General features: G+C 76.0%; 17 protein-coding genes and 1 pseudogene. 15 read left to right on the forward strand and 3 right to left on the reverse strand.

Annotated features, from left to right (window positions below; all coding sequences use genetic code 11):
- Positions 1-3 precede the first annotated feature (3 nt).
- The 10 genes and pseudogenes from AC5K6T_RS13675 to AC5K6T_RS13720 all read left to right on the forward strand — a co-directional run.
- Positions 4-624: pseudogene (locus AC5K6T_RS13675) on the forward strand (isochorismatase family protein); the annotation flags it as partial.
- Between the two features lie 69 nt (positions 625-693).
- Positions 694-912 carry a phosphopantetheine-binding protein gene (locus AC5K6T_RS13680; protein WP_493209350.1) on the forward strand — a complete coding sequence of 73 codons (219 nt, stop codon included), beginning with the start codon at positions 694-696 and terminating at the stop codon, positions 910-912.
- 230 nt (positions 913-1,142) lie between these two features.
- Complete coding sequence (locus AC5K6T_RS13685; protein WP_493209351.1) at positions 1,143-5,039, forward strand: amino acid adenylation domain-containing protein; 3,897 nt, start codon at positions 1,143-1,145, stop codon at positions 5,037-5,039.
- Positions 5,040-5,242: 203 nt separating this feature from the next.
- Positions 5,243-6,313 (forward strand): YncE family protein, encoded by a 1,071-nt coding sequence (locus AC5K6T_RS13690; RefSeq protein ID WP_493208781.1) that lies wholly within the window; start codon positions 5,243-5,245, stop codon positions 6,311-6,313.
- A gap of 215 nt (positions 6,314-6,528) precedes the next feature.
- Positions 6,529-8,265, forward strand: a complete 1,737-nt coding sequence (locus tag AC5K6T_RS13695) for an alpha-glucosidase (protein ID WP_493208782.1) — start codon at positions 6,529-6,531, stop codon at positions 8,263-8,265.
- Positions 8,266-8,314: 49 nt separating this feature from the next.
- Entirely contained in the window at positions 8,315-9,058 is a 744-nt protein-coding gene (locus AC5K6T_RS13700) for a PP2C family protein-serine/threonine phosphatase (RefSeq protein ID WP_493208783.1), read from the forward strand.
- 259 nt (positions 9,059-9,317) lie between these two features.
- Entirely contained in the window at positions 9,318-10,322 is a 1,005-nt protein-coding gene (locus AC5K6T_RS13705; protein ID WP_493208784.1) for a 2-dehydropantoate 2-reductase, read from the forward strand.
- 340 nt (positions 10,323-10,662) lie between these two features.
- Positions 10,663-12,060 (forward strand): hypothetical protein, encoded by a 1,398-nt coding sequence (locus AC5K6T_RS13710; RefSeq protein ID WP_493208785.1) that lies wholly within the window; start codon positions 10,663-10,665, stop codon positions 12,058-12,060.
- A gap of 4 nt (positions 12,061-12,064) precedes the next feature.
- Positions 12,065-12,451, forward strand: coding sequence for a roadblock/LC7 domain-containing protein (locus AC5K6T_RS13715; protein WP_493208786.1), 387 nt, complete (start codon positions 12,065-12,067; stop codon positions 12,449-12,451).
- Positions 12,452-12,454: 3 nt separating this feature from the next.
- The gene (locus AC5K6T_RS13720; RefSeq protein WP_493208787.1) at positions 12,455-12,883 is read left to right on the forward strand and encodes a hypothetical protein; all 429 of its coding nucleotides are present in this window, start codon (positions 12,455-12,457) and stop codon (positions 12,881-12,883) included.
- A gap of 147 nt (positions 12,884-13,030) precedes the next feature.
- On the opposite strand, the gene AC5K6T_RS13725 is transcribed toward AC5K6T_RS13720, so the two are convergent.
- From AC5K6T_RS13725 to AC5K6T_RS13735, 3 genes are all read right to left on the reverse strand, one after another.
- On the reverse strand, positions 13,031-14,233 hold the full coding sequence (locus tag AC5K6T_RS13725) for a DUF3103 family protein (RefSeq protein WP_493208788.1): 1,203 nt from the start codon (positions 14,231-14,233) through the stop codon (positions 13,031-13,033).
- A gap of 427 nt (positions 14,234-14,660) precedes the next feature.
- Entirely contained in the window at positions 14,661-16,901 is a 2,241-nt protein-coding gene (locus AC5K6T_RS13730; protein ID WP_493208789.1) for an FUSC family protein, read from the reverse strand.
- 590 nt (positions 16,902-17,491) lie between these two features.
- On the reverse strand, positions 17,492-17,728 hold the full coding sequence (locus AC5K6T_RS13735; protein ID WP_493208790.1) for a CsbD family protein: 237 nt from the start codon (positions 17,726-17,728) through the stop codon (positions 17,492-17,494).
- A 407-nt stretch (positions 17,729-18,135) separates the two neighbouring features.
- On the opposite strand from AC5K6T_RS13735, the gene AC5K6T_RS13740 reads away from it, so the two are divergent.
- The 5 genes from AC5K6T_RS13740 to AC5K6T_RS13760 all read left to right on the forward strand — a co-directional run bounded on the left by AC5K6T_RS13740 (position 18,136) and on the right by AC5K6T_RS13760 (position 24,389).
- Positions 18,136-20,064: a maleylacetate reductase and hydroxyquinol 1,2-dioxygenase domain-containing protein gene (locus AC5K6T_RS13740; protein WP_493208791.1), complete on the forward strand. Its 1,929-nt coding sequence runs from the start codon at positions 18,136-18,138 to the stop codon at positions 20,062-20,064.
- Between the two features lie 17 nt (positions 20,065-20,081).
- A complete protein-coding gene (locus AC5K6T_RS13745; RefSeq protein ID WP_493208792.1) occupies positions 20,082-21,845 on the forward strand; it encodes an FAD-dependent oxidoreductase in 1,764 nt (587 codons plus the stop codon).
- An 11-nt stretch (positions 21,846-21,856) separates the two neighbouring features.
- Complete coding sequence (locus AC5K6T_RS13750) at positions 21,857-22,615, forward strand: CoA transferase subunit A (RefSeq protein WP_493208793.1); 759 nt, start codon at positions 21,857-21,859, stop codon at positions 22,613-22,615.
- Between the two features lie 37 nt (positions 22,616-22,652).
- Positions 22,653-23,273, forward strand: a complete 621-nt coding sequence (locus AC5K6T_RS13755) for a CoA transferase subunit B (RefSeq protein WP_493208794.1) — start codon at positions 22,653-22,655, stop codon at positions 23,271-23,273.
- Positions 23,274-23,567: 294 nt separating this feature from the next.
- Entirely contained in the window at positions 23,568-24,389 is an 822-nt protein-coding gene (locus AC5K6T_RS13760; protein ID WP_493208795.1) for a PP2C family protein-serine/threonine phosphatase, read from the forward strand.
- The last annotated feature ends 53 nt before the right edge of the window (positions 24,390-24,442 follow it).

A 24,442-nucleotide genomic window follows, 5' to 3' on the forward strand; every position in this document is an offset into this window, starting at 1 on the left:
ACCATGGCGCTTCCCTCCGTCCCCCCGTACCCGATGCCGGCCGGCGCCGACCTGCCCGCGTCCCGCGTCGACTGGGAGGCCGACCCGTCCCGGGCCGTCCTGCTCGTCCACGACCTGCAGAACCACTTCCTGTCCGCGTTCGCCCCGGACACCTCGCCGCTGACCGACCTCCTCGCCGCCGTCGCCCGGCTGACCGGCCGGGCCCGCCGCCTCGGCGTCCCCGTCGTCTACTCCGCCCAGCCCGGCGGCCAGAGTCCGTCCGAGCGGGGCCTGCAGACGGACTTCTGGGGCCCGGGGCTGCCCGCCGACGGGCACGCCCCCGCCATCGCCGCCGCCGTCGCCCCGCAGGACGGCGACACCGTGCTGACCAAGTGGAAGTACAGCGCGTTCGCCCGCACCGACCTGGCCGGCCTCCTCGCCGGCCAGGGACGCGACCAGCTGGTCGTCACCGGCGTCTACGCCCACCTCGGCGTCGTCGCCACGGCCTGCGACGCCTGGATGCGCGACATCCAGCCGTTCGTCGTCGCGGACGCGGTCGCCGACTTCGGACCCCGCGAACACCTCCAGGCCCTGCACTGGGCGGCGCGCGCCTGCGCCCGGGTCCTGACCGCCGACGCCGTCTTCCCTCCGGAGCGCCCCCCGACCCCGACCGCCGACGCCGTCCCCCCAGGAGCCCGGCCCGTGACCCTGACCGTGCAGCGCATCCGTGCCGACGTCGCCGACGTCCTCGGAGAGGACCCCGCTGACATCCCCGACGACGAGAACCTCGTCGACCACGGCCTCGACTCCGTCCGGATCATGAGCCTGGTCGAACGGTGGCGGCGCGAGCACGGCGCCGACGTCTCCTTCGTCGCCCTCGCCGAACGGCCCGCGATCGACGCGTGGGCCCCGCTGCTGGGAGCCCGGCCGTGACCGCACCCGCCACCGAGGGCAGCGGCCCCCGCACGACGGACCCCGCCGCGGCCGCCCGCCCCGCACCGCACCCGGCGGAACCGGACACTCCCGTGCCCACCGGCCCGCACACCACGGCCCCGGCCCCCGCCACGGCCCCGGCCCCCGCCACGGACCCGGCCCCGGCCCCCGCCACGGACGCGCCCGCCGCCAAGGGCTCGGCCCCCGCCACGGCCCCCGGGCCGCACCCGGTGGACCCGGCCCCTATCGGGCTGCCGCTGACCGCCGCCCAGACCGGCATGTGGTACGCCCAGGCCCTCGACCCGGACAGCCCCGCCCTCAACACGGCCGAATACCTGGAGATCCACGGCCCCCTCGACCCCGGCCTGTTCACCCGCGCGCTGGCCCGCACCGCCGACGAGGCCGAGGCGCTGCGCATGCGGGTGACCGACACCCCCGACGGGCCCCGGCAGTCCGTGTGCGCGCACCCCCTGCCGCTGCACACCGCGGACCTGCGCACCGACCCCGACCCCGACGCCGCCGCCCGCGCCTGGATGGACGCCGACCTCGCCCGGCCCTGCGACCTGGCCGCCGGGCCCCTCTACCAGCACGCCCTGCTGCGCGTCGGCGACCGCCGCTGGCTCTGGTACCAGCGGGTCCACCACCTCGTCATGGACGGCTTCGGCTACTCGCTGCTCGCCCGGCGCACCGCCGAGATCTACACCGCGCTCGCCGCCGGCCGGGAACCCGCCGCCGACCCCTTCGGCACCGTCGCCGACCTGGTGGCCGACGACGCCGCCTACCGCGCCGGCGAGCAGTACCCGGCCGACCGCGACCACTGGAGGCGGACCCTCGCCGACCGCCCCGAGGCCCCCACCCCCTCCGGCCGCACCGCCCTGCCCTCCCGGACCTTCCTGCGCACCACCGCCCACCTGCCCCAGGACACCACCGCCCGGCTGCGCGCCCGCGCCGACGCGCTGGGCGCCACCTGGCCCGAACTCGTCCTCGCCGCCCAGGCCCTGTACGTCTCCCGGCTCACCGCGCGCTCCGACGTCGTCCTCGGCCTGCCCCTCATGGGCCGCCTCGGCACCGTCGCGCTGCGCGTGCCCGGCATGGTGATGAACGTCCTGCCGCTGCGCCTCGCGGTGCACCCCGCCACCACCCTCGCCGAGCTGACCCGGCAGACCGTGCGCGCGGTGCGGGCCGCGCGCCGCCACCAGCGCTACCGCTACGAGGACATCCGGCGCGACCTCGGCCTGCTGGCGGAGGGCCGGCCCCTGGTCGGACCGCTCGTCAACATCATGCCCTTCGACTACGGACTCGCCTTCGCGGGCGCGCCCGCCGTCGCGCACAACCTGTCCGCCGGCCCCGTCGACGACCTCACGGTCAACGTGTACGACCGCGCCGACGGCCGCGGTCTGCGCATCGACCACGACGCGAACCCCGCCCTGCACAGCCATGAGGACGTCACCGCCCACCAGGAGCGCTTCCTCGGGCTGCTGGCCGCCGTCGCCGACTGCGACCCCGCCGCGCCCCTGGCCGGCCTGGGCATCGCCACCGACGCCGAACGGCACCTGGTCCTCACCGAGTTCAACACCACCGGACACGAGGTCCCGCCCACCACCCTCATCGGCCCGATCGAGGCGCGCGCCCGCCGCACCCCGGACGCCCCCGCCCTGCGGCACGGCGCCCGCACCCTCACCTACGCCGAACTCAACACGCAGGCCAACCGGCTGGCGCACCACCTCGCGGCCCGGGGAGTCCGGCCGGGCACCCTCGTCGCGATCGCGCTGCCCCGCTCCGCAGCCCTGATCACCGCCCTGCTCGCGGTCCTGAAGGCGGGCGGCGCCTACCTGCCCCTGGACCCCGGCTACCCCGCCGAACGGCTCGCCCTCATGCTCGACGACGCGGCACCGGTCTGCGTGGTCACCGACACCGGCACCGCCGCGCACCTGCCGCACACCGGTCTCCCCCGGATCCTGCTCGACCGCACCGACCTCAGCGGGCACCTGCCCGTCGACCCGCCCCGCGCCCTGACCCCCGCCCACCCCGCGTACGTCATCTACACCTCCGGATCGACCGGCCGCCCCAAGGGCGTCGTCGTCCCGCACGCGGCGATCGACAACCGGCTGCGCTGGATGCAGCACACCTACCCGCTCACCGCCGGCGACCGGGTGCTGCAGAAGACCCCGTCCGGGTTCGACGTCTCCGTCTGGGAGTTCTTCTGGCCTCTCAGAGAGGGCGCCGCTCTCGTCCTCGCCGACCCCGAAGGGCACAAGGACCCCGCCTACCTGGCCCGGACGATCCGCGAACAGCACGTCACCGTCTGCCACTTCGTGCCGTCCATGCTCCAGGTGTTCCTCACCGAGCCGGAGGCCGCCCGCTGCACGGGCCTGCGGCACGTCTTCTGCAGCGGGGAGGCGCTGTCCCGCGAGACGGCCGACCACTTCCACCGCACCCTGCCCGGCGTGCCGCTGCACAACCTGTACGGGCCCACCGAGGCCGCCGTCGACGTCAGCCACCACACCTGCGTCCCCGGCGGCAGCGGCCCCGTCCCGATCGGCCGCCCGGTCTGGAACACCCGCCTGTACGTGCTGGACGACGCCCTCCAGCCGTGCCCGCCCGGCGTACCGGGCGAGCTCTACCTCGCGGGCGTCCAGCTCGCCGACGGCTACCTGGGCCGGCCCGACCTCACCGCGTCCCGCTTCCTCCCCGACCCCTACGGGCCGCCCGGCAGCCGCATGTACCGCACCGGCGACCTGGCCCGCTGGACCCCCGACGGCGAGGCCGTCCATCTCGGCCGCACCGACCACCAGGTCAAACTCCGCGGACAGCGCCTCGAACCCGGCGAGATCGAGGCCCTGCTGGGCGCGGTGGACGGCGTCACCGCGGCCGCGGTCCTGCTGCGCGAGGACCGGCCCGGCGACCAGCGCCTCGTCGCCTACACCACCGGCACCGCGCCGCCCGCGGACGAACTGCGCGCCCGGCTCGCCGCGGCCCTGCCCGACTACATGGTCCCGTCGGCGTTCGTCGCCCTGGACGGCTTCCCGCTCAGCCCCAACGGCAAGCTGGACCGCCGCGCCCTGCCGGCCCCGCCCGCCGCGGCCGGCCGCGGCGGGCGCGCTCCGCGCACCCCTGCCGAGGAGACCCTCACCCGCCTGTTCGCGGAGGTGCTCGGCACCGACCGGGCCGGCGTCGACGACGGCTTCTTCGACCTCGGCGGCACCTCGCTGCTCGCCGCCCGCCTGATGTCCCGCATCCGCGACACCCTCGGCGTCCGGGTCCCGCTGGGCGCCCTCTTCCGCGCACCCACCCCCGCCGCGCTCGCCGGCCGCCTCCGCGACGGCGACGGCGGCACCGCGGACGGCTCCTTCGGCGTGCTACTGCCGCTGCGCGCCACCGGCACCCGTACACCGCTGTTCGTGTTCCACCCGGCGGGCGGCCTCGGCTGGTGCTACTCGGGGCTGCTGGCCCGCCTGGGCCCCGACCAGCCCGTCCACGCCGTGCAGGCCCGCGGCCTCGCCACGGCCGGACCCCTGCCCGCCACCATGGACGAGATGGCCGCCGACTACGCCGCCCAGGTGCGCGCCGTCCAGCCGCACGGCCCGTACCGGCTTCTCGGCTGGTCCGTCGGCGGGGTCATCGCGCACACCGTCGCCGTCCACCTCCAGCGGCAGGGCCTGCCGGTGGAACTGCTGGCCCTCATGGACGCCTACCCCTCCGACCAGTGGCGCGACCTGGCCGGACCCACCGAGGCCGACGCCCTCAACGCCCTGCTGCGCATGGCGGGCTACGAGGGCGGCACGGACCTCACCCGGGACGGCGTGCTGGAGGTGCTGCGCCGCGAGGGCAGCGCGCTGGCGGCCCTGCCCGGGCACGTCGTGGACGCCGTGGTCGGGATCGTCACCAACAACGCCCGCCTGATGCGCACCCAGCGGCATCAGCTGTTCGACGGCGACGTGCTCTTCTTCACCGCCGCCGCTCCCCGCGCCGAGCACTGGCTGACCCCGCACGCCTGGAAGCCGTACCTGAGCGGCGTCCTCGACGAGCACGAACTGGACTGCGCGCACCCGGAGATGACCCGGCCCGGCCCCATCGACCGGATCGCCGGCGTGCTCGCGGACCGGCTGAAGGACCTCGACGCGTGACCGGGCCCGCCGCGGACCGGCCGCCGCCCGCCGAGTCCCCGCCCGCCGGGCCCGCTCCCCGCCGGCCCGGGCCCGCACGGTCCTCGCCGACCGCGGCGCCGGACGGCGCACACCTCTCCGGCGAACCCCTCGCCGGTGAGCCGTCGGGCACCCAACCGTCCACCCCCTGCCCGGAAACCCCCCTCGACCCGGAAGGAACCACCATGTCCGGCACCCGCGACCCCATCGGCCGCCGCGCCGTCCTCGGCGCCGCACTCGCCACCTCGGGCGCGCTCGCCGCGGCCGGCCCGGCGGCCGCCGCCTCCGCGCCGCGCCGCCGCGGCCGTGCGACGTCGTACACCGTCACCTCGGCCGAACTCGCCCAGGGCCTGTACCAGGTCGCCCACTCGGCCCGCAACGACGTGCTCTGGGTGACCAGTTCGGTCGGCTTTCCGCCGGTCACCCGGTCGCGTCTGCTGAAGGTGGACCCGCGCACGCTGAGACTCCTGGACGCCTTCACGCCCCCGGTCACCGACCAGGCCACCGGGACGCTCCAGGCGGTCTACGGCGTGGCGGTGGACGACGTCCACAACACCGTGTGGGTCACCGCCACCCTCGACAACGCCCTCGCGGTGTACAGCCAGCGCTCCGGCAGCCACCTGGCCACCCTCCCCGGAGTGCGGCACCCCCGCGACGTGGCCGTCGACCTCCCGCGCGGCCTGGTGTGGTGCACCGCCCTGGAGGAGGGCAGCGTCGTCGCCTTCGACCTGCGCACCCACCGGGAACGCGGGCGCGTCACGGTCGAGGGCTCCTGGCCCGCCGGCCTGGCCGTCAACCCGTACTCCGGGCACGTCTACGCCGCCGACCTCGCGCAGAGCCGCATCATCGAGGTGGTCCCCGGCTCCGGCCGGCCGCGGCTGCTGCCCGCCGGAGCGGGCAGCATCGACGTGTGCCTGTCCGCGGACGGCCGTACCGCCTACACCGCCGACCAGGCGGCCGGCACCGTCTCCGTCGTCGACCTCGCGGCCGCCCGGATCAGCCGCGCCGTCGCCACCGGCGCCGGCACCCTCGCCGTCGCGGCGGACCCCTGCACCGGTCACGTGTACGCGGTCAACAAGGACGCCGGCACGACCACCGTCGTCGAGCCCCGCACCGGCAGCATCGTGGCCGACCTCGCCACCGGCGCGAACACCGACCACGTCGCCCTCGTCCACGGCACGGCGTACGTCGTGGACAAGGCGACGGCCGGACCCGGCGCCCTGGACTCCGTGCACCGGATCCGCCCGGCCCGCTGACCCGCGCGGGGGCGGCCCGCCCGGTCCGGCCGCCCCCGCCCGCCGCTCGTCCGGCGGCCCGCCCGGCGTCGCGCGCACCGGGCGGCGCCCCGCCTTGCGAGCGGCCGCGGGACGGTGCTTCCATCGACGCATGCGGCGCACCGCACGGGCCGGACCCCCGGCCCCGGGCCGGCGCCGCGGCCGGGTACGGACGAGATCCACGGTGCGGAGGCGACGTGTCCGAGAGCGCGGCCGGTCCCGCCGACGCCTGGTGGAGCGACGCGGTGGTCTACCAGGTCTACCCCCGCAGCTTCGCCGACTCTGACGCGGACGGCGTCGGAGACCTCCGCGGGATCACCGAGCGTCTCGACCACCTGTCCGCGCTCGGCGTCGACGTGCTCTGGCTCTCCCCGGTCTACCCCTCGCCGCACGACGACAACGGCTACGACATCAGCGACTACCAGGACATCGACCCGCTGTTCGGCACCCTCGCGGACTTCGACCGGCTGCTGGCGAGCGTCCACGCCCGCGGGATGAAGCTGGTGATGGACCTCGTGGTCAACCACACCAGCGACGAGCACCCCTGGTTCACCGCCTCCCGCGACGGCGGCCCCGGCGGCCCCCGCCGCGACTGGTACGTCTGGCGTCCGCCGCGCCCCGGCCGCGAGCCCGGCACCCCCGGCGCCGAGCCCAACAACTGGGGCTCCTTCTTCTCCGGCCCGGCCTGGGAGTACGACCCCCCGAGCGGCGAGTACTACCTGCACCTGTTCTCCCGCAAGCAGCCCGATCTCAACTGGGAGAACCCGCAGGTCCGGCAGGCCGTCCACGCGATGATGCGCTGGTGGCTGGACCGGGGGGTGGACGGCTTCCGGATGGACGTCGTCAACCTCCTGTCCAAGGCTCCCGGCCTGCCCGACGGTCCGGTCCCGCCGGGCGGGCGGCACGGCGACGGCAGCGCCCACTACGTGTGCGGGCCGCGCATCCACGACCACCTGGCCGAGATGCACCGCGAGGTCTTCGCCGGGCACCCGCGCCGGCTGCTCACCGTCGGCGAGATGCCCGGCGTCACCGTCGAGCAGGCCCGGCTCTTCACCGACCCCGCGCGACGCGAGGTCGACATGGTCTTCCAGTTCGAGCACGTGAGCCTGGACCAGGGGCCGGGCGGCAAGTTCGACGCCCGGCCGCTGCACCTGCCCGACCTCAAGGCGAGTCTCGCCCGCTGGCAGACGGGCCTCGGCACCACCGGCTGGAACAGCCTCTACCTCGGCAACCACGACCAGCCCCGCGCCGTCTCCCGCTTCGGCGACGACAGCCCCGCCCACCGGGTGCGCTCCGCGAAGCTGCTGGCCACCGTCCTGCACCTGCACCGCGGCACCCCGTACGTCTACCAGGGCGAGGAACTGGGCATGGCCAACGCCCCGTTCGCCGCGATCGGGGACTTCCGCGACATCGAGTCCCTCAACCACCACCGCGACCAGCTCGCCCTCGGCGCCGACGAGGACGCGGTCCTGGACGGTCTGCGCCGACGCGGCCGCGACAACGCCCGCACCCCCATGCAGTGGGACGCCGGGGAGCACGCCGGGTTCACCACCGGCACCCCGTGGATCCCCGTCAACCCCGACCACCGGGACGTCAACGCCGCGGCACAACGCGCCGACCCCGACTCGGTGTTCCACCACTACCGGCGCCTGATCGCCCTGCGGCACTCCGAACCCGCCGTCACCCACGGCGACTTCCGGCTGCTGCACCCGGACCACGAACAGCTCTACATGTTCACCCGCCGTCATGCCCGGACCGGCACCGAACTGCTCGTCCTGGCCAACCTCGGCCCCCGCGACCTCACCGTCGGCCTCCCGGACGGCTGGGAGGGCAGCGAGACCCTCATCGCCGACGTCCCCGACCCCCCGCCCCTGACCGATCCGTACACCCTGCGGCCGTGGGAGGCCCGCGTGCACCGCCGCCGCGGCGGCTGACAGCGGGCCCGGCCGGGCGGACAATGGGGGAGGAGAGGCAGGCAGCGACGTGCCGTACACAGCCGTGACCGCCCTGAGTCACAGCGGACTGGTCCGCGACCACAACGAGGACAGCCTCGTCGTCGGCCCGTGGACCCTGTGCGGAACCGTGACGGAGAGCCCGCAGACCCTCGTCTTCCCCGGCTCCCGGCCGCTGCTGGCGGCAGTCGCCGACGGCCTCGGCGGCCAGCCCGGCGGCGACATCGCCAGCGGCCTCGTCGCGAACCGGCTCGCCGCCCTCGGCCCCACCCTGAGCGACCCGGAGAGCCTCGACGGGGCACTGCGGGGATGCAACCGCGAGCTGGCCGAGGCCGGCGAGGCACACCCCGCCCTGGCCACCATGGGCACCACCGTCGCGGGCGTCCTGGTGCACCCCGACGGCCTGATCGCCTTCAACGTCGGCGACAGCCGGGTCTACGTGCAGGACGCGGACGGCCTGCGCCAGGTCAGCGTCGACGACAGCCCCGCCCCGCCGCCCGGCCGGCGCACCACCTCCCAGGTCACCCAGACCCTCGGCGGCACCGTGACCCACACACCCGTCACCCCGCACCTTCAGACCCGCCCGCTCACCCCCGGCGACCGCTATCTGATCTGCAGCGACGGCCTGACCGACCCGGTCCCCGACGAGACCCTCGCGGACCTCCTGCGGGAACCGGAGGACGGCCCTGCCGCCTACGCGCTGTGGCAGGCCGCGATCGATGCGGGCGGCCCCGACAACATCACCGTGGCCCCGCTGCGCCTGCACGACGCGTGACGGGCGGGGCGGCGTACCGCGCCGTGGGGGCCGGTCCCGGCGGTTCTGGCCGACCCGCCGGTCCCCGCCGCCGTTGTGTACGGTTCCAACCCGTCCAGGGCCGTCCCGTCCGACTGCATGCCGTCCCACAGCATGCTGTCCGTGCCCGTGCCCGTGCCCGTGTCCGTGTCCGTGTCCGTGTCCGTGTCCGTGCCCGTGCCCGTGTACCTGCCGTCCGGCTGCGGCCCTCCCGGGCCCCCGACAACCTACGGAGTTCCCCGTGCCCGAGCCTCGTTTCGCCGTCCTCGGCGCCGGCAGCATCGGCTGCCACCTCGGCGGTCGTCTCGCCGCCGCCGGACACGACGTCACACTGATCGGCCGCCCGTCCGCCATGGACGTGCTGCGCGAGCGGGGACTCACCCTGAGCACCTCCGGCCGCCCGCCCGTCCACCTGCCTCCGGAGCGGCTGCGCACCGCGACCGGCGCCGAGGCCGCCGCCGAGGCCGACTACGTGCTCGTCACCGTCAAGAGCGCCGGGACCGGGCCCGCCGGCAGGGCCCTCGCCGCGCATCTCGCACCCGGCGCGGTCGTGGTCAGCTTCCAGAACGGACTGCACAACCCGGACACGCTGCGGGCCGCGCTCCCCGGCCGGACCGTGCTCGCCGGAATGGTGCCGTACAACGTGGTCCAGTCCGGCCCGGGCACCGTGCACCAGGGCATGCCGGGCACCCTCATGACGGAGCCCGACGCCCCGCTGGTCGCCGCGCTCCGCGCGTCCGGCCTGCCCGTCGAGGCGCGCCCCGACATGGCCGCCGTGCAGCACGCCAAGCTGCTGATGAACCTCAACAACGCGGTCAACGCCCTGTCCGGGCTGCCGCTGCGCGAGGAACTCGGCCGGCGCGCCTTCCGACGCTGCCTCGCCCTGTGCCAGCGGGAAGCCCTGGCCGCCTACCGCGCCGCCGGCGTCGTCCCCGCCCGTCTGGGCCCCACCGCACCCGCCGTCACCCCCTACGTGCTGAGTCTGCCCGACGCCGTCTTCCGCCGGGTCGCGGCCGCCTCCCTGCGCATCGACGCCCAGGCGCGCTCCTCGATGTGGGAGGACCTGCAACGCGGCCGCGCCACCGAGATCGACTCGCTCCAGGGGGAGATCGTCGCCCTCGCCGCCGCGCACGGGCTCACCGCTCCCGCCAACGCACGCCTGGCCGCCCTGGTGCGCGAGGCGGAGTCCACACCCCGCACCTGGACCGGGCCGGCCCTGTACGCGGAGTTGCGCGCGGCGCGCTGAACCGCGGCCGTTCCGCCCTGCCCGCTGGGGCGCCCGCCCGGTTCGGTGCCGGTCGCGGCGCCCCGGCAGGGCGGGTCGGCAGGGCGGGTCGGCCGGGCGCGCCGCGCCCGCCCCGACGGGGCGCCGCCGGTCTCACAGGGGGTGGCCCACCGGCGCTCCGCGCCCGCTCCGGATTCGTTCATTCGGCCGTCGAACACAGGTCTTTGCGCGCCGCGACAAGTCAACTTCCGTCAGGAAAGGACAGCTGAGGACAGACTCACCCGGAACAGGCGGAACGGCTGATACACATACCCCCTCAGTGCGACGCATCAGGCGTGTGTGCGACAGGGCGAGGGGCGTGATGGCGGGCGTTCGGGACTCCCTCGGCCGGGTCGGCCACGACCTTCTGGCCCAGGCTCTGGGCGCGTGCGGGCGTGACGGCTTCACCGGGGAGCTGCGGGTGACCGGCGTGCCCGGCGGCACGTTCCACCTGCGCGGCGGTCTGGTCGTCGCGGTCGAGAGCGCCGGCGCGCCCGGTGCCGAGGCGCTGCTGCTGCGCACCGGCCGGGTCGCCGGGGAGCAGTGGGCCGAACTCGTCCGGGAGGCCGGCGGCGAACGCTGGCCGGCCGCGGGACTCATCGCCCGCGGCTGCGCGGGCGCCGCCGAACTGCGGGTGCTGTGCGTGATGGCGTTGCAGGACGCCGCGTTCGCGATCAGCGCCGGCTGGATCGACGGCTGCGAACGCGCCGAGGCCGCCGGGACGCCGCCCGCCGCGATCGCCGTCGGGGAGCAGCCGACCCGGCTGCTGCAGGAGGCGGCGCGGAAACTGGCCGCGCTCGACACCCTGCCGTTCCCGGTGCGTCCCGACCGGGAGCGCCCCGCCCCCGTCGCCCGCCCCGCGGGCCGGCTCAGCGCCCTCCAGGAGGAGTTGCTGCTGCACGCCGACGGCCGGCGCACCGCGCGCGACCTCGCGTTCCGCACCGGGCGCGGCGTCTACACCGTCACCGTGGAGATCGCCCGGATGCTCGGCGAGGGCGTCGTGGAGTGCGCCGACCGGCCCGTCCCGATCCCCGTCCGGCTCCCGCCCGGCGACGCGGCCGTACGCCGCCGCCGGCCGGTGCCGCGGACGTCGGAGCCTGCGACGCCCGCGGCGACGGCGGCGGCGACGGCGGCGGTCACGGCGGCGGAGCGGTCGCGGTCCGGCGGGAGTCCGGCGCCGGGGCCCGGCACGGCTTCGGACGCCGGGGCGGCGACCGGGCACGGCCGGTCGGCCTCGACGGCGCCCGCGCCGGCGTTGCTCACGTCCCCGACGCCCTCGCCGGCACCGGCGAGGGCGTCGGAGCCGACGACGGTGCCCCGCCCCCTGCCGGCACTGTCCCGGGGGCCGGGCCGGTCGTCCGGGCCGGCGACCCCGCACCCCCCGCCCGCCCCGGCGCCCCCGGCCGACGTGGACGGGTGGGGGAGGGGCGGGTCGTCGGCCGGGGGCGGCACGGACCCCGGCGCCGCGTCCCCGGCCGGCCCGCCCAGGCCGGAGGCCTCGGCCGGCGCGGGGCGGCCGGCCGTGCGCGAGGCGGCCACGCGCTCCGAGGCGCCCGACGCCGGCTCCCTGCCGCGCCGGACGCCCGGCGCGAGCGGCATCACCGAAGCCCTCACCCCGCAGCAGAACGGGGCGAGTTGGAAAGGGTTCTTCCGCCTGTGGGCCGCGGACCGCCGCGTGCCGAAGCAGCCGGAGCACCGCGATCAGCAAATGGAGAGTTGAGCACATGAACCAGGAAGCGCTGGCGCTGGAGATGCGCGGGCTGCGCGAACAGGTCACCGGCATCACCGATACCGCCGTCGCGGCCGCCGACGGACTGCTCATCGCGGCCGACACCGCCGAGGCCATCGACCCGGACGGACTCGCGGCCCTCGCCGCGGCGGGTCTCGGCCTCGCCCGCCGCACCGCCGTGGCGAGCGCCCGCGGCACCCTGCGCCAGACGGTGACGTACGGCAGCCAGGGCTGCGCCGCGGTGTACGCGGTCGGTGAGACCGCCCTGATGATCGTCCTCGGTGACGAGGGCATGGACGTGGACCGGCTGCACCGGGCCTCGCAGCCGACCCTCGACCGGATCGGCACCATCCTGACCGCGCAGCACCCCGAGGGAGTCTGACCGATGGCGACCAAGCGCATGAGTGCCGGCTTCTCGGACCAGGTCCTCGGCCTGGTCAAGACACTGCGGTCCGACGCACCCGACTGCGTGGCGGCCGGTGTGGTCGACATGGGGACCGGGATGCTGCTCTCCTACGAGACCGTCGACAACCACCCGCCGGAGGTGCTGGACCTCCTGGCGGGCGCGACGCTCGACCTGTTCCAGGGCCGTACGGTCGTGATGATCGAGGACGTGTTCAAGGAGCGCCGCGGCATCACCAGCGACAGCCACTTCTTCCAGGAGATCCTCGTCAACAGCGACAACCTCACCCACCTGTTCGTGCGGATGAGCGAGCAGCAGGACGTCGTGGCGGTGGTCGTCTGCCGCAAGACGGTGAACGTCGGCATGCTGTTCGCCCAGGTGCGGCGGGTGGTGCGGGAGTACGGCCTCTGACCGGGCCGGGGCGGCCGACGCCGGCCGCCCCGGTGAACGGAGCCGCCGGCGGGACACCCCGGCCGGGACCGTGCCGGGGCGGCCGGCGGGCCGGGCCGGCGGGCGCCGTACCCGCCGGCCCTCCGCGGTGCCGGGTGTCCGGGCGGGTCAGAACGCCTGCACGTAGTACGGCTCCACGGTCATCCAGCCGTTGCCGCGGGCGCCGTGGAGGGTGCCGCTGCTCTGCCGGGCGAGGGTGTACCAGGAGTCGACGTAGTCCGGGTCGTCGGTCCACCAGTTGTCGGGCATGGCGTCCAGGACGGCGCTGACCAGGGGGATGTAGGCGCCCTGGTCGGCGATGGTCAGGAGCACGGCTGCGATCGCCTTGGCGAGGTCGCGGTAGTTGGTGCTGCCGTCCTCCTCCATCATGACCGCGTCGGCCAGGTTGTACTTGTAGTTCGACCAGTTGACGAGGATCTGGTTCGGCCGGTACGTCTTGTCGGCATAGTCCAGGTAGGGCATGTCGACCGCGTCGACGCGCACCTTGCCGTCGTGGCCGAAACCGGTGACGAGGGTGTAGATCTCCGCGGCGCCCTTGATCCAGGGTTCCTCGTCGTCGGAGAGCCGGACCGCGGTGATGCGGGTGGTCCAGAAGCCCGCGGCGGCGGCGCTCGCCTGCGCCCGCGCGCCCGCGGCCCCGGACTTGGCCGGGGCTTCGGGACCGGCGGGGACACCGCGCCGGCCGAGCTCCTCGTCGAGCACCTCCAGGCCCGCGGCGAGTGCCTTGGAGGCGTCGATGTCGACGACGTACACCGGGTGCGCGGGGGCGTGGCCGGCGTCGAGGACATGGGTCCGGCCGCGGCTGTCGTACGCCGTGACGGCGGCGTCCTCGCCGGAGGAGGCCGCGGCCACCCACGGGGTGGTGCCCGCGGTGAGCGCCCCGCGCATGGAGGCGTCCCCGAGACGGAGCCGGAGCAGCGAACCGACCTCGGCGGCGTCCAGCCCCTTGGCGGCGGCGATCCTGCGGTCGGCGGCGGCGAGGGTGCTCCCGAGGCCGCCGTGCGTCCTGCCGGCGAGCGAGGTGAGGTCCACCTCGTCCGAGTGCAGCGTCGCGCGGCGCAGCCGGGCGCGCCAGGCGGAGTCGGTGAGGGAGGCGGCGACCGCGCGGGCGGCGCGGTCCTGCGCCGCGACCACGGCGGAGTCCCGGGCGGCGGGGGCGGAGGCCGCGGCGGCGGAGGCGGTGGCGGTGGGGGCCGTGGGGGTGGGGGCCGCCGACGCGGGCAGCGCGCCGACGGTCTGACCGGCGCAGAACGCGGCCAGGCATGCCGCGACGGCGGTGAGGCCGTGGCGGCGGGGGAGACGAGGTCTCACGGAGATCGATCCTCCTGGGGGAGAGTGGTCGGTGTCGTCCGGTGTCGTCCGGTGTAGTCCGGTGTCGTCCGATGTCGTGCAGTGCGGTGCGGATGCCGGGATCTATGCGAGTAGAGCCCCGGCGGGACATGAGCATGACGCTGCCATGACAATCAGGCAAGAGGGGTTTGCGCCGCTCCGTGCGCCCGGCTCGGCTCGGCTCCGCGCGTCCGCGTCCGCGTCCGCGTCCGCAGCCGCAGCCGCAGCCGCAGCCGCAGCCGCAGCCGCAGCCGTGGGCGCGGGCGTGGGCGTGGCTCTCCGCGGTCACGTGGATCAGGTCGGGTGCCGCCGTCGGCCCCGGGCCCGTCGCACGGCCGTCGCGGGGCGGTCCCGGACCGGCCGCCGCCGCACCGGCCTCGTCCCGCCGCGGCCCCGGCCGGGCCGGCCCTCAGTACCCGGTCTCCGCCGGCCCCGACTCTCCCCGGACCGGCCGCTGCCGGGCCGTACCGCTCGGCGGCACCACCGTCGAGCCCGCTCCCGCCCCCGTCCCGGCCCCCGTCCCCGCCCCCGTCCCGGCCCCCGGCTCGGGCCCGGCGCCGGTGATCCGCAGCAGGTCGGCCGCCAGTGAGTCCAGCCAGGCCACGGTCTCGTAGTACAGCCGGGGCGCCCCCGGCGGTTCGGCGGCGGAGCCCCCGAACGGCGGCCCGGACCGCGGCGCCGGCGCGGCCGGTGTGTCCGCGCCGGGATCGAGCGCCGCCGACAGCAGCAGCATCCGCGCCGCCACCCGGTCGCCCAGCGTGCCGACCTCGTCGGCCGCCGTGGACAGCCCGGCCGGCGGCGCCTCCAGCAGCCGCTGGCAGCCCCACAGCGTGTGGTGGCCGGTGAGCAGCGTCGCCTGCCAGTCCACGCGCGCCGGTCCCGCGGTGCGGAGGGGGGTGTCGAAGCGCGCCGGCTCGCTCTGGTACTGCGCGTACGCCGACTCCGCCAGGACTAGCGACCGGTGCAGCGACCGCCGGCCCGGCAGCCCCGGCCGCGGCCCCGCCGGCGCGCCGCGGGTCAGCGCCGCCGTGGTCACCACCACCATCTCGGCGGCCCGCCGCAGGAGGTCGGCCGCGGCGTAGTGCAGCTCCTCATGGGCGCCCCGCGGCCAGGCCAGCACCCCGAGGGCGGCACCGATCGCGCTGCCGACCAGCACGTCGAGCATCCGCACCCCGGCCAGCTGCCAGGTGGGCGGCGCGAGCTGGGCGAACACCAGGGACACGAGCACGGTGAACATGCCCTGCGCCCAGCCGACTCCGCGCACCGGCCCCACGCTGAAGGCCACCAGCATCCACACCGGCAGCACCAGCGCGTAGACCGCGGTGTCGGTGCCCACCAGGGTCAGGATCCCGGCGCTGAGCAGCGCCCCGGCCAGGGTGCCGGTGAGGGCGAGGCGCACGGACCGCCAGGTCTCGTCCAGGGTGGTCCTGGTCAGGGTGAGGGTGGCGAGCATGGCCCAGAAGCCGTGCGGGAGGGTGTCCAGCCCTGCCACGAGCCGGGCCGCGGTGAGGGCCAGCGCGATGCGCACGGCGTTCTGGAAGAGCACCGAGCGGCTCCGGGCGTGCCCGTGCACCCGGAACCACCACAGCATCGGGCCCGGGACCGTGGCGTACCAGAACCGCTCGGGCGACGCCTTCGTCTCGGCGTGCCGGCCGCGTACGGACCGGTCGGCCGCCGCGCCCATCGCCAGCGCGGCGTCGGCGGCCTCCAGCACCGCCGCGTGCTCGCGCAGCACCGGGGCGGGCAGGCCGGGTCCGGCGGGGGAGGAGCCGCCGGATCCGGCGGCCGCGGACGGTGCGGCGGGTGTGCCCGCCGACAGCGCCGACAGCGCCGACAGCCGGGCCCGGGCCGCGACCAGCGCCTCGTACGGCGCCACCGGTGACGGCCCCTGCCGCAGGCCCACAGCGGTCGCGGTCGCCAGGTCGGCCACCGCGAGCAGCACGGCGGCCACCTCCGGTTCCGGTGTGCGCCGCAGAGGCGGCAGCCGTGCCAGGCGGGACAGCAGGGTGCGGGTGGCGAGCCCGGTGTGCGCGAGGGCGCGCTCGTGCACTCCGGGCCCGGCGGGCCGTTCGGCCTCGGGCACGGTCAGAGGCCGCAGCGCCGTCGCGGACTCCCACGCCGCGCGGCGGTCCGCCTCGGGCAGGGCGTACGGGGCCGTCGCGACGAGCCGCGCGCAGCGGGCCGCGGTCCGTGCCGCGCGGGCGGTCCGTTCCCGGTACGTCGGCGGGGACGGCTCGGGGAACAGCAGCGCCTCGGCGGCGATGAGCAGTACCAGCCCCGTGGTCGTCCCGACCAGCCGCTCGGCGAGCGAGCCCGGATCGTACGGCGGGAAGGACGGCAGGATGTAGAGCAGTTGGAGGCCCGGTGCGACGCCCGCCGGGCGGGGTCCGCCCACGGCCGCGAAGGCCACGGCGAAGCCGACGACGAGCATGCCGGCCACCGCGCTCCAGGTGCGGACCGACAGATAGGTGCCGGCGACCACCAGCGCCCAGCACACCGGCAGCACCCGCAGCACGATCGCGGCCCGCTGCCGCCCGGTGCCCGGAATCCGGGACAGTCCGGCCAGCGCGACCGCGGCGAACAGCGCGTACGTGGCCGTGACGGGCTGGTCCAGGCCGTACCGGAAGAAGAGGAAGCCGGCCGAAGCCACGAGCGACACGCGCGCGGCCCGGCGGCCGGAAGCGGCGTAGGCCGCCGGGATCCACCTGGCTGGGGCACCCCGCACCCCTACAGGATCACCCACCCCCGCCGTCCGGGCCTCCCGGCGGCGCGCGAACCGGAGGCGCGGCGCGGCAGTGCGGTCACCGGTGGATCCGGGCGGCGTCCGTCAGCCGTCCGCGCCCACCGGACGACCCCAGCCCCCGCCCCCGGCGCCTCTGCCCAGGACCGCCTGGCCCAGGTGTCGCCGGATCGATCCCCGGCCGTGCCCGGCCCCGGCGACGCCCGGCCACCCTGTGACGCCCGGTCACCGGGCGATGCCCGGCCACCCGGCGTCCCGCCCCGCCGGACGGTCCTCATCCCGCGGCTCTCCGCCCCACCCGCTGCCCCGCCGCACCGCGACCGCCCCACCCGTCACCGGACGTCACCGGACGTCACCGGGCATGACGGGCCTTGACCGGGCATGACCGGCCGGGCCGGGGCGCCGGCGCGCAGGGCCGTGGCCCGGACGCAGCGGGGCCCCGCACCGACGGCCCGGGTTGCGGGGGCCGTCGGCGCGGGGCCCTCGGGCGGCAGGCCCCCTCACATCTTCCTGCGGGCCTTCCCCTTGAGTTCCTCCGCGGTGCCACGGGCCGTCTGCTCGGCGTCCGCGGCCTTCGACCTGGTCCTGCCCGCCGCGCGGTCGGAGGTTCCCTTCGCCCGGAGCCTGTCGTTGCCCATGACCTCGCCGGCCTTCTGCCTGATCCGGCCGACGGCCTCCTGGGCCTTGCCCCGCATCTTCTTCTCCTGAGCAGCCATGTACGTCAGTCCCTCGGACATCGTCGATCGTTCCGGTGTTGCGGCTACCCTCCTGCGGCTACCTCGGACGACTCCCCCCAAACATCGGCGGCGGCCCCGCACCCGGCGGCCCCGCACCCGGCGGCCCCGCACCCGGCGGCCCCGCACCCGGCGGCCCGGGGCCGCCCGGAGGCAGCCGGGCCGCCCCCTTCCGGGATTCTCCCGCCCGCGCCCGGACACCTCCGCAAGGCCCCCGGACACCCTCCGAACGGCCTGGCCCGGGACCCCGCGCGACGGCGGCCGCGCCGGTCAACTTGACCGTTCCACAAGCGAGTTTCATGTGCCACGGGTATGGATCGCGCCCGTTGCCGGGTAGGTTCCGGCGCGTACCCGACGGGCCGGGCGGTCGCCGTGTCCCGTATCCCGGATGACACGCGGAGGACAGCTCCATGCGGACGTTCGTGCACACATCCCGTCCCTCGCGGGTCGTCTTCGGCGACGGCACGGTGGACCGGGTCCGGGACGAGGCCGAGCGGCTCGGCTGTTCCCGGGTGCTGCTGCTGACCGCCCCCGCCGTGCCGGAGGCCGCGGCGCGGGTCCGCGCGGCGCTCGGCGGCCTGCCGGCGGCGGAGTTCGACGGCGCCGCCATGCACACGCCCACCGAGGTGACGGAGCGGGCGCTCGCGGTGCTCCGCGAGGCGTCCGCCGACGGCATCGTCGCGGTCGGCGGCGGCTCCACCACGGGCCTGGCGAAGGCGCTCGCGGTCCGCACCGGCCTGCCCCAGGTCGTCCTGCCGACCACCTACGCGGGCTCCGAGGTCACCCCCGTGCTGGGGGAGACCGAGAACGGCCGCAAGGTCACCCGGTCCTCCCCGGCGATCCTGCCCGAGACAGTCGTCTACGACGTCGGCCTCACTCTCACCCTGCCCTACTCCCTCACCCTCACCAGCGGGATCAACGCCCTCGCGCACGCCGTCGAGGCGCTGTACTCGGCCGACGCCAACCCGGTCACCGACCGGCAGGCCCTCGACGCGATCACCCGCATCACCCGGGCCCTGCCCCGCCTGGCGGACGACCCGGCCGACCGGGAGGCCCGCGCCGGGATGCTCCAGGCGGCCTGGCTGGCCGGCACCTGCCTCGCCACGGTCGGCATGGGCCTGCACCACAAGCTGTGCCACACCCTCGGCGGCGCCTTCGGCCTGCCGCACGCCGAGACCCACACCGTCGTCCTGCCGCACGCCATGGCCCACAACGCGCCCGCCGTACCCGACGTGATGCGCCGCATCGCCACCGCGATGGGCGTGCCCGACGCCCCGGGCGGCGTGCACGACCTCGTCGCCGCGCTCGGCGGACCCGCCTCGCTGCGCGAACTCGGTCTGCCCGCGACCGAGCTGGGCCGCGCGGCCGAGGCGGCCGTGGCCACGCCCTACCCCAACCCGCGCGAGGTGACCGCCGACGGTGTCGCCCGGCTCCTCGCCGACGCCTGGCACGGCAGCCGGCCGCAGGGCCCGCCGTCCACCGGGGCCGCTCTGGCCCGCCTCGCCGACCAGGTGGTGGCCGGCTTCGCCCGCACCCCCGACCCCCGCGTCCGCGCCCTGATGAGCGACCTCGTCCGGCACCTGCACACCTTCGTCGCCGAGAACGACGTCACCGAGGCCGAATGGCAGTACGGCATCGACTTCCTGACCCGCACCGGCCGGCTGTGCGGACCCACCCGGCAGGAGTTCGTGCTGCTGTCCGACACCCTGGGCGTCTCCAGCGCCGTGGACCTGCTCACCAACTCCCGTACCCCCGACACCACTCCGTCGGCGGTCCTCGGCCCGTTCTACGTCGAGGGACCGCCCGAGGCAGCGCACGGCAGCGACATCTCCCAGGGCCTGGACGGCACCCCGCTCTGGGTGGACGTGACGGTCACGGACACCGGTGGCACGCCGCTGAAGGACGCCGCCGTCGACGTGTGGCAGTCCGACGAGGACGGCTTCTACGACGTCCAACTGCCCGACCTCGAAGGCCCGGTGCTCCGGGCCCGGCTGCGCACCGACACCGAAGGGCGCCTCACCTTCTGGTCCATCCTGCCCTCGGAGTACCCCATTCCCGAGGACGGGCCGGTCGGGCAGATGCTCGCCGCGACCGGACGGCACCCCTACCGGGCACCCCACCTGCACTTCATGTGCGACGCACCGGGACACCGCCGACTGGTCACCCAGCTGTTCGTGGCCGGCGGCGCCTACCTGGACAGCGACACCGTCTTCGGCGTCAAGGACGAACTCGTCGTCGACTTCACGCCGCAGAGCGGCCCCACCCCCGACGGCCGCCCGGTCGACGGGGAGTGGCGCCGTCTCGACTACACCTTCCGTCTCGCCCCCCTGGCCGGATGACCGAGGAGCGTCAGCCCATGACACCCACCGACACGTACGACACCGATGTCCTCGTCGTCGGCAGCGGCCCCGCCGGCGGCTCCGCCGCCCTGCTGCTGGCCACCTACGGCATCCGCACCCTGCTGGTCACCAAGTACGGCTGGCTGGCCAACACCCCGCGGGCGCACATCACCAACCAGCGCACCATGGAGGTGCTGCGCGACCTCGGCGTCGAGTCCGAGGCGCTCGCCTCCGGCAGCCCCTCCCACCTGATGGGCGACACCGTGCTGTGCACGGCGCTGGCCGGTGAGGAGATCGGCCGGATCCGCAGCTGGGGCACCGGCCCCGACGCGGCCGCCGAGTACGGCGCCAAGAGCCCCAGCCGGATGATCGACCTGCCGCAGACCTACCTGGAGCCGATCCTGGTCGGCAACGCCGCGGCCCGCGGCGCCAAGGTCCGCTTCGACACCGAGTTCCTCGACTTCGCACAGGACGAGGACGGCGTCACCGCCCGGCTCCGCGACCGCGTCCGCGGCGACGAGTTCACCGTACGGGCCCGGTACCTGGTCGGCGCCGACGGCGGACGCAGCGTGATCGCCGAGCAGCTCGGCCTGCCCTTCGACGGCCGCATGGCCAAGGCCGGCAGCATGAACATCGTCTTCAAGGCCGATCTCACCCGCTACGTCGCCCACCGGCCCAGCGTCCTGTACTGGGTGCTCCAGCCCGGCGCCGAGACCGGCGGCATCGGCATGGGGCTGGTCCGCATGGTGCGCCCGTGGAACGAGTGGCTGCTGGTGTGGGGCTACGACATCGAGCAGCCGCCGCCCCAGGTCGACGAGGAGGCCGCGCGCCGGATCGTGCGCGACCTCGTCGGCGACGCCGGCCTCCCGGTGGAGATCACCTCCACCTCGCTGTGGACCGTCAACCACGCCTACGCCACCCGCTACTCCTGCGGACGGGTCTTCTGCGCCGGGGACGCCGTGCACCGCCACCCGCCGTCCAACGGGCTCGGCTCCAACACCTCCGTCCAGGACGCCTACAACCTCGCCTGGAAACTCGCCATGGTCGTCCGCGGCGAGGCCGGACCGGCACTGCTCGACACCTACAGCGACGAACGCGCCCCCGTCGGCCGGCAGATCGTCGAGCGCGCCAACCTCAGCCGCGACCAGTTCGGCCCGATCTTCGAGGTGCTCGGCGTCGCCGGCGGCGGTGACGCCGACGCCATCGCCGACGGCCTCGCCGGCCTGCGCGCCCGCACCCCCGAGGGCGCCAAGAAACGGCGGCAGCTGGAGGAGGCCGTCCAGCTCAAGAACTACGAGTTCAACGCGCACGGCGTCGAGATGAACCAGCGCTACGCCTCCGCCGCGGTCCTGGCCGACGGCAGCGCCCCCGAGGTGTGGGAGCAGGACCCCGAGCTGGTGCACCAGCCGACCACCCGGCCCGGCGCGAAACTCCCGCACGCCTGGCTGGCCGACGCGCGCGGCGAGAAGGTGTCCACCCTGGACGTGGTCGGCGGCGGCGTCCTCACCGTGCTGACCGGGCTGTCCGGAACCGTCTGGGACGCGGCGGCCGAGGCCTGCCGGGACGCCCTGGGCATACCCCTGCGCCTGGTCCGGATCGGCGGTGACGACGCCCGGGACGCCTACGGCGAGTGGAGCCGCCTCAGCGGCATCGCCGAGGACGGGGTGCTGCTCGTGCGGCCCGACGGCCACATCGCCTGGCGCCGCGCCGCCGCCCCCGACGGCGAGCAGACGGCCCGCGCCGAACTCCTCGCCGCGCTGCGCCGGGTACTGGCGCGCTAGGGGACGGGCGGATGGACAAGTGCGTGGCCACGGCCGAGGAGGCCCTGGCGGACGTGACGGACGGACAGTCGTTCGCCGTGGGCGGCTTCGGCCTGAGCGGGGTCCCGGAGGTCCTGATCGGCGCCCTGTACACGACCGGCGCGCGCCGCCTCGCCGTCGTGTCGAACAACTGCGGCGTCGACGGCCGCGGTCTCGGCGTCCTGCTCGCCGCGGGCCGCATCGCCCGCGTCACCGGCTCCTACATCGGGGAGAACAAGGAGTTCGCCCGCCAGTACCTGGCGGGCGAACTGGAGGTCGAGCTCACCCCGCAGGGAACGCTCGCCGAACGGCTGCGGGCGGGCGGCTGCGGCATCCCCGCCTTCTACACCACGGCGGGCGTCGGCACCCAGGTCGCCGACGGCGGCCTGCCGTGGCGGTACGCGGGCGACGGGTCCGTCGCGGTGGCCTCCCCGCCCAAGGAGACCCGCGCCTTCGACGGCGTCGACCACATCCTGGAGCACGCCATCACCACCGACTACGCGCTGGTCAGGGCGGCCCGCGGCGACCGGCACGGCAACCTCGCCTTCCACGGCGCGGCCCGCAACTTCAACCCCGCCGCGGCCATGGCCGGGCGGATCACCGTCGCCGAGGTCGAGGAACTCGTCGAGCCGGGCGCGCTCGGCCCGGACGAGGTCCACCTGCCGGGCGTCTTCGTGCAGCGTGTGGTCGCCCTGACCCCGCGGCAGGCGGCCGACAAGGGGATCGAGAAGAGAACGGTGCGCGAGCGATGAGCCGGGGGCCTTGGACCACGACCGGGAGCCGTGAGGGATGAGCTGGAGCAGGGACCGGATGGCCGCACGCGCCGCGGGCGAGCTGCACGACGGCGACTACGTCAACCTGGGCATCGGGCTGCCCACCCGGGTGGCGGACTTCCTGCCCCCGGGCGTCGACGTCGTCCTGCACTCCGAGAACGGGCTGCTCGGCGTCGGACCGTACCCCGCGCCCGACGAGGTCGACCCCGACCTGATCAACGCGGGCAAGGAGACCGTGACCGTACGGGACGGGGCGTCCTTCTTCGACTCCTCCCTCTCCTTCGGCATGATCCGCGGCGGCCACATCGACACCGCCGTCCTCGGCGCCCTTCAGGTGTCCGTCCGCGGCGACCTCGCCAACTGGGCGGTCCCCGGAAAGATGATCAAGGGGATGGGCGGAGCGATGGACCTCGTGCACGGCGCCCGGCGCGTCGTGGTGCTGATGGAGCACCGGGCGAAGGACGGCAGCCCCAAGATCGTCCCGGAGTGCACGCTGCCGCTCACCGGCCGCGGCTGCGTGGACCGCATCATCACGGACCTCTGCGTGCTCGACGTCACCCCCGACGGGCTGCGCCTCGTCGAGTGCGCGCCGGGCGTGACCCCCGCCGAGGTGGCGGCCCTCACCCCCCTGCCCTGACCGGCCGCCCCGCCCCCGCCCTCCGGGGCCGGGGCCGGCCGGCCACGGCCGTCGGCGGCCTCCCCACCAGGCCCGGAACCGGCCGCCGGCACCGCCGCCCGCCCCGCCCTCCGACGGGCGCCCCCCGGACGGCGGCACTACCATCGGCTCAGGGGTACGCGCGGCGATGCCCTCCGCACCGGGCGCGTCCCCGCCCGCGAGAGACCGCACACCCCGGCCCGGGAGGACGGGTGTCCCTCAGCCGGGCGGGCGGTCCGTGCGCGGACGCCCACGGCCAGCGCCCCTCGGAGGTCCATGTCCCCGCACCGCTGGCGTCGGCAGAAGAACGCCGACGCCCTGCTGTCCCGGCTCGACCGGCTCACCGCGCAGGCGCTGGAGCGGACGGAACTCCACCGGGCCCGCATCGAGCTCGCCGAGGCGCTCCAGCGCGGGATGCTGCCCGACTACCTCCCCGAACTGCCCGGACTGCGGGCGGCCGCCCGCTACGCGCCCGCCCGCTCCGGTCTGGCCATCGGCGGCGACTGGTACGACGGCTTCCGGCTGCCGGACGGCTCACTCGTGTTCTCCGTCGGCGACGTCCAGGGCCACGACGTCGAAGCCGCCGCCTTCATGGGGCAGGTGCGCATCTGCCTGCGCGCGGTGGCCGCCTTCACCGACGACCCCGGCGAGATCCTCGGCCGCACCAACGACCTGCTCGTGTCCATGGACTGCGACCTCTTCGCCACCTGCACCCTGCTGCGCTTCGACCCGGCCGCCGGGGACCTGCTCGCCGCCCGCGCCGGGCACGTGCCCTCGGTCTGGGCTGCCGTCGGCGGACACGACGGCGTCGTCCAGGACGAGGGAGGCGCCCCGCTCGGCGTCGTGGCCGGCACCCGCTACCCCGTCACCCGGCACCGGCCGCCGCGGCCCGGTGTGATCGTCCTCGTCACGGACGGAGTGCTGGAGGGCCCCGCCTTCCCCATCGAGGCCGGTCTGGAGCACGTACTGCGCATCGCCCGGGCCGGGGCCGGCAGCGATCCGGACGGGCTCGCGGCCCGGATCATCGAGGTGGCCGACCTGACCGGGCACACGGACGACGCCGCCGTCATGGTGCTCGCCACGGGGGCAGCCGAGTGACACCGGGACGGACCATGGCGTGTCAGCGGACCCGACCGGCCCGGCAGGACATG

It is taken from the genome of Streptomyces sp. B8-7, assembly GCF_058833805.1.

Bases quoted from the DNA above. Each gene is read 5' to 3' on its own strand.
- AC5K6T_RS13690 (WP_493208781.1), top strand. From the start codon at position 5,243: ATGTCCGGCACCCGCGACCCCATCGGCCGCCGCGCCGTCCTCGGCGCC.
- AC5K6T_RS13710 (WP_493208785.1), top strand. From the start codon at position 10,663: ATGGCGGGCGTTCGGGACTCCCTCGGCCGGGTCGGCCACGACCTTCTG.
- AC5K6T_RS13715 (WP_493208786.1), top strand. From the start codon at position 12,065: ATGAACCAGGAAGCGCTGGCGCTGGAGATGCGCGGGCTGCGCGAACAG.
- AC5K6T_RS13720 (WP_493208787.1), top strand. From the start codon at position 12,455: ATGGCGACCAAGCGCATGAGTGCCGGCTTCTCGGACCAGGTCCTCGGC.
- AC5K6T_RS13735 (WP_493208790.1), bottom strand. From the start codon at position 17,728: ATGTCCGAGGGACTGACGTACATGGCTGCTCAGGAGAAGAAGATGCGG.
- AC5K6T_RS13740 (WP_493208791.1), top strand. From the start codon at position 18,136: ATGCGGACGTTCGTGCACACATCCCGTCCCTCGCGGGTCGTCTTCGGC.
- AC5K6T_RS13745 (WP_493208792.1), top strand. From the start codon at position 20,082: ATGACACCCACCGACACGTACGACACCGATGTCCTCGTCGTCGGCAGC.
- AC5K6T_RS13750 (WP_493208793.1), top strand. From the start codon at position 21,857: ATGGACAAGTGCGTGGCCACGGCCGAGGAGGCCCTGGCGGACGTGACG.
- AC5K6T_RS13755 (WP_493208794.1), top strand. From the start codon at position 22,653: ATGAGCTGGAGCAGGGACCGGATGGCCGCACGCGCCGCGGGCGAGCTG.
- AC5K6T_RS13760 (WP_493208795.1), top strand. From the start codon at position 23,568: ATGTCCCCGCACCGCTGGCGTCGGCAGAAGAACGCCGACGCCCTGCTG.